Here is a 15,947-nt window from a genome sequence, read left to right as displayed (position 1 = left end):
CCGTTATGTAAAAGGAGAGATACAATGACAGATGTAAAAGCAATTTTTTTTAAATACGTCATTAAAGGATAGTAATGAGATTTCAAACACCGACGCATTATATGAAGAAGTCAAACGGATTTACCAGCAAGAGGATGTCGAAAGTGAAACCATTCGGCTCGCCGATTATCACATCCCTGTTGGTATTAGCGATGATCTTGGAGATGGTGATGAGTGGCCGCTGATTTTAGAAAAAGTGAAAAAGGCAGATATCCTAATCATTGGATCACCGATTTGGCTCGGAGAGAAGAGTAGTTTAGCTACGGTTGCCATGGAACGTTTATATGGCGGAAGCAGTTTAACTAATAATAAGGGGCAATCCATTTATTATAATAAGGTCGCTGGCGTTGTCATAACGGGGAATGAGGACGGTGCGAAGAATGCAGCAACATCGCTTCTATACGGTCTATCGCATATCGGCTTTGTAGTCCCACCAAATGTTGATGCATATTGGGTTGGTGAGGCAGGCCCAGGACCTTCCTTTATTGAAGCAAATGGAGAAGAAAATGAATTCACACAAAGTCATGTAAGGATGCTTGCTTACAATACCATGTATTTCGCAAAACTTCTCAAAGAAAATCCGATACCTGCTAAAGGAAATGTAATGGCTTAAAAATCTATTTATTTTATGAAAGGCTGTCTATATTCCGCCGCTTAAAGTCTAAGAAAATTTATGCTTTAAGGGGGAATTACAATAGGCAGTCTTTTTTTATGTGATTATTTTTTTGATATTTATCAATGTTTTGTTTTTTATATTAAAATTCCCAATAGAAAACCGATATAAATATAGAAGACAAATTATATCAATGGAGGGGAATTCTGTATGAATCGTAAACATGGTGTAAGTGTTATCCTGGCTTTTATGGTTACTTTACTAGTTAGTGTTTTTGCCTTATCATCTACCGCTTATGGGGCTGCGAAGCTAGATGATCATGAGTTACAGGAATTTAATGTAAAAGCATCTTCCAATAACAAGCAAATTGATTTTGATTCTAAGCTGCCAGAAGCAAATAAGAACAATGGTACCCCGGTGCATCAAGCTCCTTCAATCCAATCGAATTTTGATGTTACTGGTGATCGCATGAATTTTGAGGATTCGCTAACTGCCGATGACCCGGACGATTTTTGGTTCTTTAGTGTAGATAGTGATAGAAGTATTCTATTTGAGCTACAAACAGACAATCCTAATTATATTGTTGAACTTTACCAAGTTGATTGGGACACTGGAACAGCGTATCCAACATCTATTGGTGGATATGACGGAGATCTAATTGCCAATAATCAATTGCCCGCTGGTGATTGGGCATTACGCGTCTATTCAACGGACACATTGGAAGACAGTTATACCGTAAAAATGAATGCTACCAATCCATCGGGAGCAGCAAGTGTTATTTCTACATCTTCCACCTTGCTATATGCTGTACTAAGTTATCCAAGCGGGGAGATATATTCAAATGGAAATTATGTCGCTACGATTGATGGCGACAATGCGCATTTAGATTGGGAGCGTGAATATTATTTCGCATGGGATGGTAACTATAATCAACGTGATCACAATATCTCGGATGTCCATATAAAGTCTATTTCAGGACCAGTAAATTATAGTTCGTCATATGCTAGCTCTAGTAATGCACTATTAATCTACTTAGATGAAGAGACATTATTTACGTATCATGAGTCATCTTATCGTTCAGGACCTCCAACACAATATAGCAGCTCCTTTGTTGATACGTTAGGTAAAACAACACCAAGAAGATTAGATACAGACGATTTAACTAACTATGGTGACCATATTTTAGTATTGGACGTTAACAGTGGAGAGACAATTGATTTCTTTAGTGTCCTTAATTATTATTATGCAAGCGGAGTTGAACCAATCCCAACGATTAACTTTTTGAATTAGACTAACCCAAAACCTCCACAAGATTCATTCTTGTGGAGGTTTGTACATTTGAATGTTCGCATTCTAGCTACTTTTTAATATAATTTGTAGTAGTAGGAATTACTTCATTAGATAAACCAGCAAAGAATTAGGATATACCGCTAGGAAAACAAACAAGGGAGAAACAGACATGAATACATTTCCAATCATTGAAACAGAGAGACTGATTTTAAGAGAGGCAACGTGTAAGGATGCGGATGATATGTATTCCTACCTATCCGATAAGGAAGTAGTGAAACATATGGGCTTGGAGCCGTATCAAACATCAACGGATGTGTTAGAGGAAATTAATTGGTATCAATCCATTAGGAAAGAAGGAACTGGGATTCGATGGGGGATTACCCTGAAAGATAAGGATGCGGTTATCGGAAGCTGTGGCTTTCTAAATATGCAGCCGAGACATTACCGCACGGAAATTGGATTTGAACTCAGTAAGCTATATTGGGGAAAAGGAATTGCTAAAGAAGCATTAAATGCTGTCATGAGCTATGGATATAAGCATTTTGAATTGGAACGGATCGAGGCTCTAATTGAACCTCTGAATAGTGCATCGCAACGATTAGTAGAAAAGCAAGGATTTACAAAAGAAGGTATATTAAGACATTATGAATATACATGTGGAAAGTTTGATGATTTGTATATGTATTCCATGCTGAAAGCGGAGTTTGAGCTGGGTTAGATACTTACGTTATCCTTGATTAATGGGTTATGATCTTCAAGAGGGTTTAGTCTATTAAAATAGGATTAAGGGAGCTCACTATGCTTATCTTTTTATGGTTATTTACGACGATCTTTATCATGAGTTATCTTTCTACTCATCACTATCTGGGGGATTACCGAAACTGCTTGGGCTATTATCTTTCATTTTATCTTTTTAGGATTAGCCATCTACTTGCTTTACAATTCATACATTCATAAAGAAAAGAAGAATATAATATTGTTTTGTATATTAATTATGTTTATTATGTTAACAACGATACGCATGATGGTCTCATAAGTATCGTTGTCAACAAGGATGAATCAAAATGGTCATTTTAGTGACTATCTCTACTCCGGCTGGTTATCTACTTCTCCTGTATCTTTGTAGAATTGGTTAAAGCTATTATATTTAACCAATGTTACCATTCCGTTTGAGGCATGGTGCAGATCATGACAATGGAAGAGCCAATTTCCCGGGTTATCTGCTAGAAATGCTACTTCGTAGGTTTCGCCCGGCTTGACATTTAATGTGTCTTTCCTAATCGGGGAAGCGCTAAGGGCTTTTCCGTTCTTGCTGAGGACCTGAAAAAAATGACCGTGTAGATGCATAGGGTGTGAGGAGTTATCCATACTGTTATTTTTCAGGGTGACCTTTACCCTATCTCCTTTATCAATATTTAGAGGTGGTGCATTAGGATATGTCTTACCATTAATCGTCCACACCATCCCCATTTCAGTATCCATGTCCATTCTTGTACCTAAATCCAGCTCATATTCCACATCAAACTCATCGTCTGTTTTGAACTGTGATTCCGTTTGCTCGCCAAGCTTTGTAATATCTATTTTACCCGGCGATGAAAGGTGCTTTAATTTTTGTCCATTCCCTTCCTCATAAGCAATATCTATTTTCATATCTTGGGATGCTTCCATTTCACCGTGACGATCAATCGAAAAGTCCTTACTATCATCTGCGCGAAATTCAACATCGACCCGTTCTCCTGGGGCAACCTCAAACATAGATCCTTTCATGGTTTGCGGTGAATTTACCTTTTGCCCGTCGACATGGGTAATCTGATAGTCTATTGGAATATGAATTTGATGAGCCATGTATCCAGCATTAATGAACCGAAGCTTAACAAGATCGCCTTTTTTGACCTTTAACGTTTTATTCCCTTCATATGTTTTTCCGTTAATGGTAAAGATGTCATAAGAAGACATGTCATGGCCCTTCATAGACCCTTTTTGGTTCAATTCATTCATGCTATCCATGCTCATGCTGGAGTGATTCATAGCTTCCGTATCCTTTTCCTGATGTTTTTCAGATTCCCATTCATCAAGCACTAACGTATAATCCCGATCACGATTAGTTTCATTTTTTGGTTCCACGATAATTGTTCCATATAATCCTTTATCGAGCTGTTCGACCCCATTCTGATGGGAATGGTACCAATAGGTGCCTGGATCGCTGGCAACAAATGCATACGTATAGGTTTCCCCAGGTTTTACAGCATCCTGTGTTACACCAGGGATTCCATCCTCCGTATTTGGAACTGGAATGCCGTGCCAGTGAATAGATACGGGCTTTTCTAGCTGATTCGTCAGATTAACTTTGACGACCTCTCCTTCTGTGACACGTATCTGCTCGCCCGGGACAGTTCCATTATAAGTCCAAGCATTTATGGTATGTTCAGCACTTAGTTTCCATGAGGTCTCTTTTGCAGTTAGGTCAAATTCATTCACTTTCTTTCCTGCCATATCTTCTGCTTTGACTTCTACAGCGTCTTGTTGGTTCTCATTCGTGATGGTTTCAGCAGATTGTTGTGAGCATGCTGCTATGATAACGCTCATTAATCCGATTAAAGTTAATAAGAATACCTTCTTCATTGCATCTCCTCCTTCTCAAAAGTCTATCGAGAAGATGTGAAGAAACCATGCATGAAAGCGTAATTTTCTGTGACATTAAAAGGTTTGTTGATTTCAAATGAATGAACTCTTCGACCAATCATATAATGAAGCAATAGGACAAGTTAGTAAGGAGAGGTAAAGATGGCGATTCCGTTATATATAACGTTAATAGGCATATGCATATTAACCTCCATTATAATATGGCAAACCTTTGTCTGCCGAAAAAGGATTACTACCATGACTGGTATGATGGTGGCGATGGCACTGGGGATGAGTGTTGGACTTGTAACGGGTGTGATGATAGGGATTTTATTATCCGGAAATTTATTCTACTCCACTGTTATGGCGATGATTATTGGAATGGTTACTGGTTATTTAGCAGGAATACCAGTAAGCATCCTAGCTGTCTTAGATGGTACTTTAGCAGGTGTCATGGGCGGTATGATGGGCGCAATGCTTGGAGAGATGATTGCTCCGGAATTTCAAGATCCAATGATTAGAATCATGGTTGTATTATTTATTGCTACGATCCTTTTGCTATTTCAAATTCTAAAGCAGCCGGTTACAAACAAGAGAGATTGGTTACACCATCCTGTCGTTATGGTGTTTGGATTTCTGCTTTTTATTATGGGATATAATCAATTAGAACCTCTTATCCCTCCTCCTTCAAATGAAATCGGCCATGATAACCCTCATGTGAATGTAAAAAATTTATCGATTGAAGCAGACGAATACGCCTTTCGTCCGAATCGGATACAGGTGGAGACTGGAGAGACGATAAAGCTTGAATTAAATAATATGGGAGAGTCTGAGCATATTTTAGAATTCATAGGTTTGGAAGCCAGGGAATTGCCTTCATCCCAACACCATCAACAAATAAGTGGTCAAATTCAAATTCATAGTAATGCTGGTGAAAAGCAGGGAATTACATTTATTCCGCTTGTACCAGGAACCTATCGTTATATCTGTACCATTCCTGGTCATAAAGAAGCTGGAATGGAGGGGGAGATCGAGGTAACGTTATAAGTGAAAGTCATAAAAGCTTGCTAGTTGTGCGTACCAAACATTCTCAAAATCTAGTTCTTTTAGTATAATTCTATTAAGCTAGGTAATTATCATTATTTTCCAATTGTGAATGTGAGGTGGAGGAATATAAAAGCAATCTATGCAAAAGACATACACAGTTATATCGATGACACCAAAGTTCATCTAGCAGCGTTACATAAACAGGTCCAGACGATCCAACAACGAATCGAAGCGGTTTTATCGTTGGAGAATTCTTTTACAGGTAGGACGGCAGCATCCATCCGATCTTTCTATCAGGAATGTCATGTTCCTTTGCTCGTTTTTTTAGAAGGTTTCCTTACAACGTATTCGGATACACTTGATGGCATGAAACGAATGTTACGCACGCTGGAACCAGATGAAAATGGTGTTATTCGCGAGGATTTTATTGACCAAGATATACAACGCGGCTTAAACATGATCGAAAATGTTACAATGTCTTTAACAGATGATGCAAATCGCGTTATTCAATCGATTCAAGATATTGTAGAACTTCCGATGGTAGATGATCGTTCGTTCTTCGATACGGTTCAGCATTCTAAGAAAATGGCGAATGAGGCATTAGAAAACTTACATACCTTTGATCATCAGAACACATCGAAGCTTGCTATTGTTGAAAAGGATCTCCAATCCATGCAACGCTATGTAAGTAAATTGAATCAGGTAGTTATTCATGGGGAGATTTCGATTCCAACCTATCGCGCCAGGAGTATTACTAGATATAACTTTCACTTGGAATTACTAAGCGATTTGAGAAAAAAGGCAGAAACAAGTGCCATAGCACCAGAAGTACTTATGGGTATAGTTGGAAAACAGCTTTTGTCCCAATTTACGCCTTTAGCGGAGGTCGTTGGGACGTACCTTCAGCAAGCTTTTGATGTAAAGACACTCGATTATAGCATGCGTGCAATACGTGCTATTACTGCTGCCTCAGGAGATGTATTGACCAAAGGGGAATTCGTTACATTAAAGGATCAGATCGTTTCAGATGTGGAAATTACAGATTACAAAGGAGAGTGGCAGGGTGTTTATTATACACTAGCGGATGATAGAAAGATTCGAGCATTTGAAAACGCTGAAGGCACAGTATGTTATGAATTTGTCTCAGCCATTCCGGAGAATAGAGAACAGAATCTATTTCAAAAAACAGGCCAAAGCATCCAAGAGATTGGTTCCGATCTATGGCAGGAGATGGAAGAACGAAAGGATAAGAGCCTTGATTCATGGTATGATTTTGGTAATTATATGACACTCGGTGCATTTGATGCCGGGAAAGACTTTTCTAATGGACTGAGCAGCCGTGCAGAAAATATGCTGAACACGCCGTCCGATTTCGTGAATTGGATAACTATGGGTGGAGTGGATGTAGCACAGGGAGCATTACATCCCGATGAGGCGCTTTCAAAGGAGCATTTGCTTTCCAGCTTTGGTCTATTTTCCATCGCGGTTGGTGGCGAAGCAGCTTTTACCAAACCGAAGTCTAATGATTTAGGACCAAGTGGGAAATCGAATCATAAGAAAGTGGAATCAACTAGTAGTGAAAATCGTGTATCAACCGCAACACCGTCCAAACTTCCTACACTAACCAATATCAAAGAATGGTATCGAACGCATTTGCCAGAGGTTACAGTAGTAAGCGATACAACTGGTGGATACCACTTTGCAGTGAAGCAAGGAGAAGGTGGAGGAAGTAAGGGAACAAGCAGTATATCTACTAAACCATCAAGTTTTTATGGAAAGGAAGTTAAATTAGATTGGTTAGGGGATAATTATAGAGCCATAGAGATTAAGGGTACAGTAAAAGTTGCTGGGAAAGATTTGGATATCTCTAGGCGAGTTTATCAAATGAATGATATAAATTGGGATTATACTCCGAAGCATCCAAAAGCTAGAGGACTTTCAAATAAAGAACTTGCAGAAAAAGGTAGACCGCCATATGTAATTGATAAAGATGGTAAAGAAGTACAAATTGAGTTGCATCATTTAATTCAGAAAGAATCCGGTAATATGGTAGAAATCGTGGCAACTACTCATGATGATTATAAAAAAATATTACATGGGTTAATAAAAAATGGAGATAGTTTTAGAAATGATACTGTACTTGATAAGCAATTCAACAATTTCAGAAAGAAGTATTGGAAATGGCGCTCAACTTATACGGAATGAGGTGACTTGTTTTGAATAATAAATTGTTAGAGATGATAAAAGAGTATAGGGAAAAAGGCGATTTTATCGGAGAAATTTCTGAACAATATATAAAAAAGGCACAAATGAGATTGGAAGTTAAATTCCCTTTGGAATATAAAGAATTTGTTAAAGAACTAGGTTCTGGTGGTATTTGTGGTGTTGATGTTTTAGGGGTAGAAGGGGAAGAATATGCTTCTGTAGTTGAAAGTACCGAGAGAAATAGAAAGTCGGGGTTACCAAAAAATTATTTGGTCATTGAAGAGGTGGATGAATTTGTCTATTGTTTAAATACAGTGGATAAATATAATGTTGTGCGTTGGGACGATGTAAGTAAACTGGAAATAGAAAGGTACTCGACATTTGATGATTATTTGGAAGATAGCTTTCAAGAGGCAATAGATAACTGTGATTAATTACTTACTTTATAATAACAAATTAATTAATCTAGTTCGAATAAAGCACTTTGTTGCATATGGCAACAAGTGCTTTTTAAAGTGGAGATAAAAGTCTTGATTCATGGTATGATTTTGGTAATTATATAACACTCGGTGCATTCGATGCAGGGAAAGACTTTTTTAATGGACTGAGTAGCCGGGCCGAAAATACGCTGAACACACCGTCTGATTTCGTTAACTGGCTAACTCTTGGCGGAGTGGATGCAGCAAAGGGAGCATTACGATGAGGCGCTTTCAAAGGGGCATTTGCTTTCCAGCTTTGGTCTATTTTCCATCGCGGTTGGTGGCAAAGCAGCTTTTACCAAACCGAAGTCTAATGATTTAGGACCAAGTGGGAAAACACGAACCGGTATGCTAAATTTATGGGAAATAATAAAAATGGTAAAGCAAAGTTAGCATTTGTATGGACTAATAACAAAGGTGATATTACTACATATCATACACAGAGTGGAAAGAAATTTTGGAAAACTATTAATGGAGAAAACATTCCATAGTTAATCCAGCTGAGTAATGGCTTTGTAAAAAAACTAAATTCTCAAATTGAAGAGGAAGGAACAATTGTCATCGAGGGTATTAAATTTACAGGTTTTGCTTTTGTATTCCCTTATAAAATTGAAGAAGGTAAAAGCTATCCTGTATCAATAGATTTACAATTTTAAATGCGTTAAAAATTCAGGAAATTAAAGAATTTAGGAAAGAACTAGAACGAATTGATTCAGGTTATGAATATTATTTAAGAGGGTTTTTGCAATAAGATTTCATTGATGTTGGAATAGTTGTTTATGATGAAGATGAGTATTTATTTTACTGACTATCCACAATTGTGGGGGAGGAATGGTGAGGTAAGAGGAGTTGATAGAATAGATATAGAATTTCTAAGGAATGTGTCTTTTAGTAGAAAGCTATATAGAGTGATAGGTTACAAATGGGAAAAAAGAAGCAATTAATTCAACATATAAGATTAGTGCTAAGTAATCTTGGAAAAGATTTTAATAGTGAAATAAAAAGTGGTGTCTTGCAACTTATATATAAATGATATAAAACATTGGAGTTAGAAAATAATAAAGATATTGAAGGTATTCATATCACTGGTGGTATAAGGGCTTATATGGATATTTATAGTGACTATGAAAATCCGTTATTTAGAAGAAATACATAAAGTGTAGAAATTATTAAAAGAATTATAAAAGGTATGAACATAAAAACCTCAATTTCAAACCTTAATGGTGAAAAACTATCAAGGTTTTAACTAACAAAGCACTTGCTGACTTAGAGGCAGCAAGTGCTTTTTAGATAAATGTTTGATTCAGATATTTGTTTAAATTAATTTATCACGTCTTACGCTTATAAACTTGAATGGCGGCAATAGAGAAGGCAATGAGAATACCAAACCACCATAAAATAGTAATCAAAACGCTATCTCCAGCAGATTCAGTCATCAGCAGGGAACGTACGGTTTCAATAAGTGGTGTCATGGGCTGAAACTCAGCAAAGGCTCGAACCACCCCAGGCATAGTATCAGTTGGCACAAAGGCTGAGCTTATAAACAGCAGAAATATCACAGGATAGCTGAAAGCGCTGGCGCCTTCAACACTGTTTGCTAAAAGACCGAAGAATGCCGAGACCCAAGTCATTGCAAGGGTAAACAGCAATAGGATTCCAATAACAAGGAGCCATGCGGTAATGCTGGCATCCGTCCTGAACCCCATAAACAGGGCTACCAACAGGACCAATAAAGTTGAAAAAGCATTGAATACAACGGATGTCATGACATGCCCCGTCAATATCGATGATCTTGCAATTGGCATAGAATGAAACCGATCAATAATACCACTGGTCATATCGTTGTTTACTCGTACAGAAGTGTAAATGGCGCCGCTGACGATGCCCATAAGAAGGATGCCTGGAACCATATAATTGATATGGTCTATGGCTCCCGTATCCATCGCGCCGCCAAACACATAAACAAACATCAGCATCATCATAATCGGTGTTGCAATTGCAGTAAGCAGGGTATCGATGTTTAATGAATGGCGCATGGAGCGCCTTGTCAAAACCATCGTCTCGCTAATTTTATTCTTAACTCTAGCAGTTAACATAAAGCATTTTCCTCTCCATGGTTTTCACCGATCATCGCGAGGAAAACATCCTCGAGTGTCGGTTTCTTTTGAGAAAATTCAGTCACCGTTATGTCTGCGTGGTCAAGCTGGCTTAAAATCGCCGTCATCTGTTGGATGCTCCCATCGGTGGTAATCGTCATCGTAGGGTTCTCCTTGCTTAGGCTTATATTATATTGAATAAGCAGATTACGTGCTAATTGTAATTCTTTTTCATCACTAAATTTAAGTTCAATATGCCCATGGGGAAGTAGTTTTTTTAGTTCTGCTGCAGTTCCTTCCGCTATAATTTCCCCATCATTAAGAATAGCGATATGGTCGGCAAGCTGGTCTGCCTCCTCTAAATACTGGGTCGTTAAAAACACGGTGATGCCTGAATCAGCAAGGTCTTTAATGATTTGCCACAAAGCTTTACGGCTTTGCGGATCCAAGCCGGTGGTCGGCTCGTCGAGGAATATAACAGATGGGCCCCCGATCAAACCCATTGCCAGGTCGAGCCGTCTCTGCATACCGCCGGAATAAGTGGCGACTTTCTGGTCAGCGGCGTCAAGCAACTGCACCTGTTCAAGCAATTCATCCGCCTGACGATTTGCATCGGGCAGATGACGTAATTTGCCAATCATACGTAAATTCTCTCTCCCGGTCAACACAGGATCAACTGCGGTGGATTGGCCCGTCAGGCTGATTTTTTCACGAACTTGATCCGGCTGCCGGATGACGTCAAAACCGCAAATCTCTGGGCTCCCTTTATCTGGAAGAAGCAAAGTCGTTAGAATTTTGACTGTTGTTGTTTTCCCCGCACCATTGGAGCCAAGGAGAGCGAAAATACTACCCTTTTGTACAGTAAAATCAATGTCCTTCAGTACGTTCAGATTCTTGTAGGACTTCTTAAGGCCTTTGACAGCAATAGCTGTATTAGTTTGAATCATTTGTATCCCCCATTTTTAAAAAATATGGTTATATTACGGTTACATTCTTCAAGTTTGCTTTACTTCCTTTCAAAACGGCATAGGTTAACTTATCCATTGTAGCTCCGTCAAAATCAGCCTTTTTCACGTCATAGGAGTGTCTAAAAGAAACATTTCTAAAAACTGCATTTTTAAAAGATGTTCCTTTTAACCCTGCTTTATCAAAAATAGTTCCCTCAAATGTGTGATTAGCAAAACATATGCCAGATAAATCGGAATAGCTGAAGTCCGTATAATTTAAGACACATCTTTGAAAGCTTGCACCTGACAAGGCAGATTTAATGAGTTTTGCTCCAGTCAGATTAGAGCCATCGAATGTAATATTTCTCAAATCACTGGATTGAAAAGAACTATTTGTTAAGTCGGAACCGCTGAAGTCCGATCCATCCATGGCGCTTTTGTTGAATTTTCCTTCATGCACTTCTACCTGCTTTAGATCGGAGTCTCGTAGGTCGATTTTTGAGAAATCCCTGCCTACCATTTGTTTTAACTCTATTGTTTTTGAAGAAATACTTTCGATGATCTCCGAAATATCTCCTATAGAGTCGACGGTCATGCTGTAAGCCGTTTCGTCATTATAACCTTGATTTTTCAAGTCACTCCATTTTTCCTGCAAATCACTGGACAACTCCTCCTTTAATTCTCTGACTACATGCAAGTCCTCATAGGGTGAGAATACTTCATCTAAATACGTCATTAATTTCTTATTCATTGTTATTACCACCTTCCTCTTTTAATAATTGGTCCAGAACGCGTTTTGCAAACTCCCAGTTCTGTTTGTTTTCAAAAAAAGTCTTTTTTCCGATTTCAGTAATCCGATAATACTTTCTCCTTCCCCCTTGGCTCCCATCACCCCAATATGAAGTAATGCGTCCATCTTTCTCAAGTCTCTTTAAGCTTGAATACATCGTGGCTTCCTTCAATTCATACTCCCCATTGGAGTTGGAAAGGATCAACTTCGATATTTCATATCCATATTTGTCGCCACCCATCAATAACTTCAGAATAATCGTATCTGTATGTCCTCTGAGTAAGTCTGATGAGCTTTTATTATTTCCCATTGTGTCACTCCTTTTCACATGTATATCATACAACATATTACTGTGATCGTCAATGTAATTTTATCATCGTTATACTTTGGTTAGTATTGCACCTTTGTTTTATGCTTATCCTTGTTAGGAGTTATTTGCTGGTAATCGAGTACGATGAGTTAAAATATCCCAAAAGATCAGAAAAAATTATATACTATCAACGCCTTCCATCCTGCAAAAGCCAATCCATTTGTCTCTTGAACCTCGTATGGTACAATCATATTAACAATTAGGAAATGTATAGAAGCGGGCGAGACGTTTGAATATAAAACTAACTCACAAAAAAATTGAAGAAATGTGCGGCACATCCTCCTTCAAAAAAGGAGGCTCTTTTTATCGGGCAAATAAGGTAACCTTCACCAAGTTTACGGATGCTTATTGTGAAGCTACTGTCAGTGGAAAAGAGAATTTTTATGTGACAGTAGAGATGAATGTAGGTAAGGTGGTACAAACGCGGTGCAGTTGTCCGGCATTAGCATCTGTGAAAAAGGATTGTCAGCATATTGCTGCGGTGTTGCTTGCGATACATGATCGCCAGAAACAAGAACAGCACGTTGCGGATGCGGAGCTAGCAAATGGAATGATAGCTATGTTGGACCGGTGCACTGAACGGCCAAGCGGGAAACAGCGTCACTTTGAAAATAGGCAAGGGCTTTCTGTGCTATTTTCCGTAAAACAGCTCACCTTGGATTCCGGAGAGAATATGTTTGGCATTGCACTAAAGTTAGGCACATCAGATGTATGGGATATTCGTACCTTCCTGACAGCCGTCAGAGAAGGGGTGCCTTATGCAGCGAGCGGTTATGACCCAGAACTGCATTATTTTGACACGGATACAGATGCCGTTGTCCATGAGCTGATCCAAGTGGTGATTGATGAGCATATATATGTACATTCAAAGGCGGAAAGCCCCAATCCGTTACTGTTCATTCCAACGTCTGCTTGGCAACGAATCATGCCATTACTTACAGATGTGTCTAATGTAAATCTTGAATATGGTGGACATGTTTATGCCGGGATTCGTTTAGCTGAGGATCGTTTGCCGATGCAGTTTTCCGTTATGGAAGCAAAGGATGGCAATGGGTACCTGCTTGAAGTGACAGGGTTTGATCGTGTCAGTGTATTTTCGGCGTATAACTTAGTTCTGTATGATGGGGTGATCCTGTCTCTAGAACAAAAAGATATGAAGTATCTGATGGATTTGAAGCAGATGCTGCAGGCTGCTAAAACCGAACCTATAACGATCCCACAGGAACGATTCCCATTATTTATGGAAAATATGGTTCCTAGATTACGGCGATTAGGATCAGTCCATCTATCGAATAAGGTAACGAATCAAGTTGCAAAAATCCCGCTTCAAGCTAAGCTATACTTGGATCGGGTGAAAAATCGGCTGCTTGCCAGTGTAGAGTTTCATTATGAAAATATCGTGATCCATCCATTGTCACATCAGCCCATTCAAACAGGATCACTCATTATTCGAGACGTCGAGAAGGAAGATACTATTTTGAAATTGATGGAAGATAGTCAATTTGCGGTAACCGATGAAGGGTACTTCTTGCATAATGAGGAGCTTGAGTATGAATTTTTATATCATATGCTCCCAAAACTTCATGCGCTTGTGAACGTCTATGCGACGACGGCGGTCCGTGCTCGTGTTACAAAAAGCGCTGTTCCACCAAGAATTAAGGTGAAGGCACAGAAGGATCGCATCAACTGGCTGGAATTCAAGTTTGAAATGGAAGGATTTCCTGAGCAAGATATTCGCGAAGTATTAGCAGCGTTGGAGGAAAAACGCAAGTATTATCGACTGCGAGATGGTTCCTTACTGACACTAGAGACAAAAGAATTTGAGGAAATCCAGCGGTTCTTAAAAGCCGTTCCAACGCAGGATGATGATTTAGAAATAGGTGTGCATGTTCCTGTTACGAAGGGATTTCAGCTGTTGGATGCTGCGGATGACGCAGTCTTCACCTTAGAAGCATCCTTTCTACAGTTTTTAAAACGCATCCAGCATCCAAATCCTGATCGCTATCCGGTTCCAGATGCGTTACAGTCTGTATTGCATGACTATCAAAAACATGGTTTTCGTTGGATGAAAACCCTAGCTGATTATGGTTTTGGCGGCATTTTAGCAGATGATATGGGTCTCGGAAAAACGATTCAAAGTATCGCGTTTATCATGGCGGAGCTGGATGAAATTCGGAAGCAACAGCTGCCAGTGCTGATCGTTTGTCCATCTTCACTAACCTATAATTGGTTAGAGGAATTGAAGCGGTTTACGCCTGAAATTCGGGCAGGCCTGATTGATGGCAATCGAGCAGCGCGAACGCAAATCCAAAAGAACATAATGGAAAAGGATGTTGTGATTATTTCTTACCCGTTACTGCGTAGAGAGATAAACTGGTTTGAAAAGCAAGTCTTCCATACGGTCTTTTTTGATGAAGCACAAGCCTTTAAGAACCCTGTCACACAAACGGCAAGATCCGTAAAGAAATTACAGGCGTACAATCGCTTTGCCCTTACAGGGACACCAATGGAGAATGCATTAGAAGAATTGTGGTCGATTTTTCACGTGGTCTTCCCAGAATTATTCCAAGGCATAAAGGCGTACAGTAATTTGACGAGAAAGCAGATCTCCAGGAGGATGCGTCCATTTCTGCTTCGCCGGCTAAAAGTGGATGTCCTGAACGAGCTTCCGAAAAAAATAGAAGTTAGTGAATCGGTAGAATTATTCCCTGCACAGAAAAAGCTCTATGCTGCTTATTTGGCAAAGCTGCGACATGATACGTTGAAGCATTTAGATAGGGATACCATCCGGAAAAATCGGATTAAGATTCTGGCTGGACTCACGCGATTACGTCAGATTTGTTGTCATCCAAGCTTATTTGTAGACGGCTACAAAGGAACTTCTGCAAAATTTGAACAGGTAAAAGGTTTGGTTGAGGAGTCAAGGCATGCAGGGCGAAGGGTATTGATTTTCTCACAATTTACCAACATGCTAGGTTTGATTGGTAAGGAATTAACGGTGCAAGGTATTCCGTATTTTTACTTGGATGGCGAGACACCTTCTGCAGAGCGAGTGAATCGTTGTCATCGCTTCAACTCGGGAGAACGTGATTTCTTTCTTATTTCTATGAAAGCAGGTGGAACGGGGCTGAATTTAACCGGTGCGGATACGGTTATCCTTTACGACATGTGGTGGAACCCGGCAGTCGAAGAGCAAGCAGCCGATCGCGCCCATCGGATTGGACAGAAAAATGACGTACAGGTAATCAAGTTAATCTCAAAAGGAACCATTGAAGAAAAAATGAATGCGTTACAAGAAAAAAAACGAGATCTTATTGAACAGATCATTGACCCTCATGATAACAAAGCCTCCTCGCTTACAGAGGAAGATATTCGAGAAATATTACAATTATAGAATAAATCTTCAGACGTATAGCTTGCTATCTACCCTTTATGATATCGTTTATAGT

The 15,947-nt window shown here is 39.2% G+C and carries 13 protein-coding genes; 8 read left to right on the top strand and 5 right to left on the bottom strand.

The annotated features are described in order from the left end of the window. Window positions 1-79: 79 nt before the first annotated feature. The 3 genes from M948_RS0121740 (at window position 80) to M948_RS30015 (ending at window position 2,660) form a co-directional block, all read left to right on the top strand. Complete coding sequence (locus M948_RS0121740) at window positions 80-652, top strand: flavodoxin family protein (protein ID WP_051170031.1); 573 nt, start codon at window positions 80-82, stop codon at window positions 650-652. A 210-nt stretch (window positions 653-862) separates the two neighbouring features. Continuing rightward, window positions 863-1,942, top strand: coding sequence for a hypothetical protein (locus M948_RS30020; RefSeq protein WP_021290152.1), 1,080 nt, complete (start codon window positions 863-865; stop codon window positions 1,940-1,942). Window positions 1,943-2,111: 169 nt separating this feature from the next. Next, entirely contained in the window at window positions 2,112-2,660 is a 549-nt protein-coding gene (locus tag M948_RS30015) for a GNAT family N-acetyltransferase (protein ID WP_021290151.1), read from the top strand. Window positions 2,661-3,028: 368 nt separating this feature from the next. Here the strand turns inward: M948_RS30015 and M948_RS30010 are convergent, their stop codons facing one another. Continuing rightward, window positions 3,029-4,564: a multicopper oxidase family protein gene (locus M948_RS30010; protein ID WP_021290150.1), complete on the bottom strand. Its 1,536-nt coding sequence runs from the start codon at window positions 4,562-4,564 to the stop codon at window positions 3,029-3,031. A 162-nt stretch (window positions 4,565-4,726) separates the two neighbouring features. Here M948_RS30010 and M948_RS30005 point away from each other — a divergent pair, with 162 nt between their 5' ends. The 4 genes from M948_RS30005 (at window position 4,727) to M948_RS29995 (ending at window position 8,688) form a co-directional block, all read left to right on the top strand. Then, complete coding sequence (locus M948_RS30005) at window positions 4,727-5,611, top strand: plastocyanin/azurin family copper-binding protein (RefSeq protein ID WP_021290149.1); 885 nt, start codon at window positions 4,727-4,729, stop codon at window positions 5,609-5,611. Window positions 5,612-5,716: 105 nt separating this feature from the next. Further along, the gene (locus M948_RS42780) at window positions 5,717-7,816 is read left to right on the top strand and encodes a T7SS effector LXG polymorphic toxin (RefSeq protein WP_021290148.1); all 2,100 of its coding nucleotides are present in this window, start codon (window positions 5,717-5,719) and stop codon (window positions 7,814-7,816) included. Between the two features lie 11 nt (window positions 7,817-7,827). Continuing rightward, window positions 7,828-8,250, top strand: coding sequence for an SMI1/KNR4 family protein (locus M948_RS30000; RefSeq protein ID WP_021290147.1), 423 nt, complete (start codon window positions 7,828-7,830; stop codon window positions 8,248-8,250). A 243-nt stretch (window positions 8,251-8,493) separates the two neighbouring features. Next, window positions 8,494-8,688 (top strand): hypothetical protein, encoded by a 195-nt coding sequence (locus tag M948_RS29995; protein WP_021290146.1) that lies wholly within the window; start codon window positions 8,494-8,496, stop codon window positions 8,686-8,688. 935 nt (window positions 8,689-9,623) lie between these two features. Here M948_RS29995 and M948_RS29990 read toward each other — a convergent pair. The 4 genes from M948_RS29990 to M948_RS29975 are packed head-to-tail and all read right to left on the bottom strand — an operon-like array spanning window position 9,624 to window position 12,438. Further along, the gene (locus M948_RS29990; RefSeq protein ID WP_021290145.1) at window positions 9,624-10,391 is read right to left on the bottom strand and encodes an ABC transporter permease; all 768 of its coding nucleotides are present in this window, start codon (window positions 10,389-10,391) and stop codon (window positions 9,624-9,626) included. Next, window positions 10,385-11,338, bottom strand: a complete 954-nt coding sequence (locus M948_RS29985; RefSeq protein WP_021290144.1) for a daunorubicin resistance protein DrrA family ABC transporter ATP-binding protein — start codon at window positions 11,336-11,338, stop codon at window positions 10,385-10,387. The genes M948_RS29990 and M948_RS29985 overlap by 7 nt, the downstream gene beginning before the upstream one ends. A gap of 28 nt (window positions 11,339-11,366) precedes the next feature. Continuing rightward, entirely contained in the window at window positions 11,367-12,089 is a 723-nt protein-coding gene (locus M948_RS29980) for a pentapeptide repeat-containing protein (protein WP_021290143.1), read from the bottom strand. Continuing rightward, window positions 12,082-12,438: a PadR family transcriptional regulator gene (locus M948_RS29975; protein ID WP_021290142.1), complete on the bottom strand. Its 357-nt coding sequence runs from the start codon at window positions 12,436-12,438 to the stop codon at window positions 12,082-12,084. The genes M948_RS29980 and M948_RS29975 overlap by 8 nt, the downstream gene beginning before the upstream one ends. 289 nt (window positions 12,439-12,727) lie before the next feature. Here M948_RS29975 and M948_RS29970 point away from each other — a divergent pair, with 289 nt between their 5' ends. Beyond that, the gene (locus M948_RS29970; RefSeq protein WP_021290141.1) at window positions 12,728-15,892 is read left to right on the top strand and encodes a DEAD/DEAH box helicase; all 3,165 of its coding nucleotides are present in this window, start codon (window positions 12,728-12,730) and stop codon (window positions 15,890-15,892) included. The last annotated feature ends 55 nt before the right edge of the window (window positions 15,893-15,947 follow it).

Source organism: Virgibacillus sp. CM-4, assembly GCF_000445495.1.
GTDB lineage: Bacteria > Bacillota > Bacilli > Bacillales > Amphibacillaceae > Virgibacillus > Virgibacillus salexigens.
This window is presented reverse-complemented; position numbering and strand designations above follow the sequence as displayed.

Excerpts from the sequence above, each read along its gene's own strand:
- M948_RS30020 (WP_021290152.1), top strand. The coding sequence starts at position 863 with ATGAATCGTAAACATGGTGTAAGTGTTATCCTGGCTTTTATGGTTACT.
- M948_RS30015 (WP_021290151.1), top strand. The coding sequence starts at position 2,112 with ATGAATACATTTCCAATCATTGAAACAGAGAGACTGATTTTAAGAGAG.
- M948_RS30010 (WP_021290150.1), bottom strand. The coding sequence starts at position 4,564 with ATGAAGAAGGTATTCTTATTAACTTTAATCGGATTAATGAGCGTTATC.
- M948_RS30005 (WP_021290149.1), top strand. The coding sequence starts at position 4,727 with ATGGCGATTCCGTTATATATAACGTTAATAGGCATATGCATATTAACC.
- M948_RS29995 (WP_021290146.1), top strand. The coding sequence starts at position 8,494 with ATGCAGCAAAGGGAGCATTACGATGAGGCGCTTTCAAAGGGGCATTTG.
- M948_RS29990 (WP_021290145.1), bottom strand. The coding sequence starts at position 10,391 with ATGTTAACTGCTAGAGTTAAGAATAAAATTAGCGAGACGATGGTTTTG.
- M948_RS29985 (WP_021290144.1), bottom strand. The coding sequence starts at position 11,338 with ATGATTCAAACTAATACAGCTATTGCTGTCAAAGGCCTTAAGAAGTCC.
- M948_RS29980 (WP_021290143.1), bottom strand. The coding sequence starts at position 12,089 with ATGAATAAGAAATTAATGACGTATTTAGATGAAGTATTCTCACCCTAT.
- M948_RS29975 (WP_021290142.1), bottom strand. The coding sequence starts at position 12,438 with ATGGGAAATAATAAAAGCTCATCAGACTTACTCAGAGGACATACAGAT.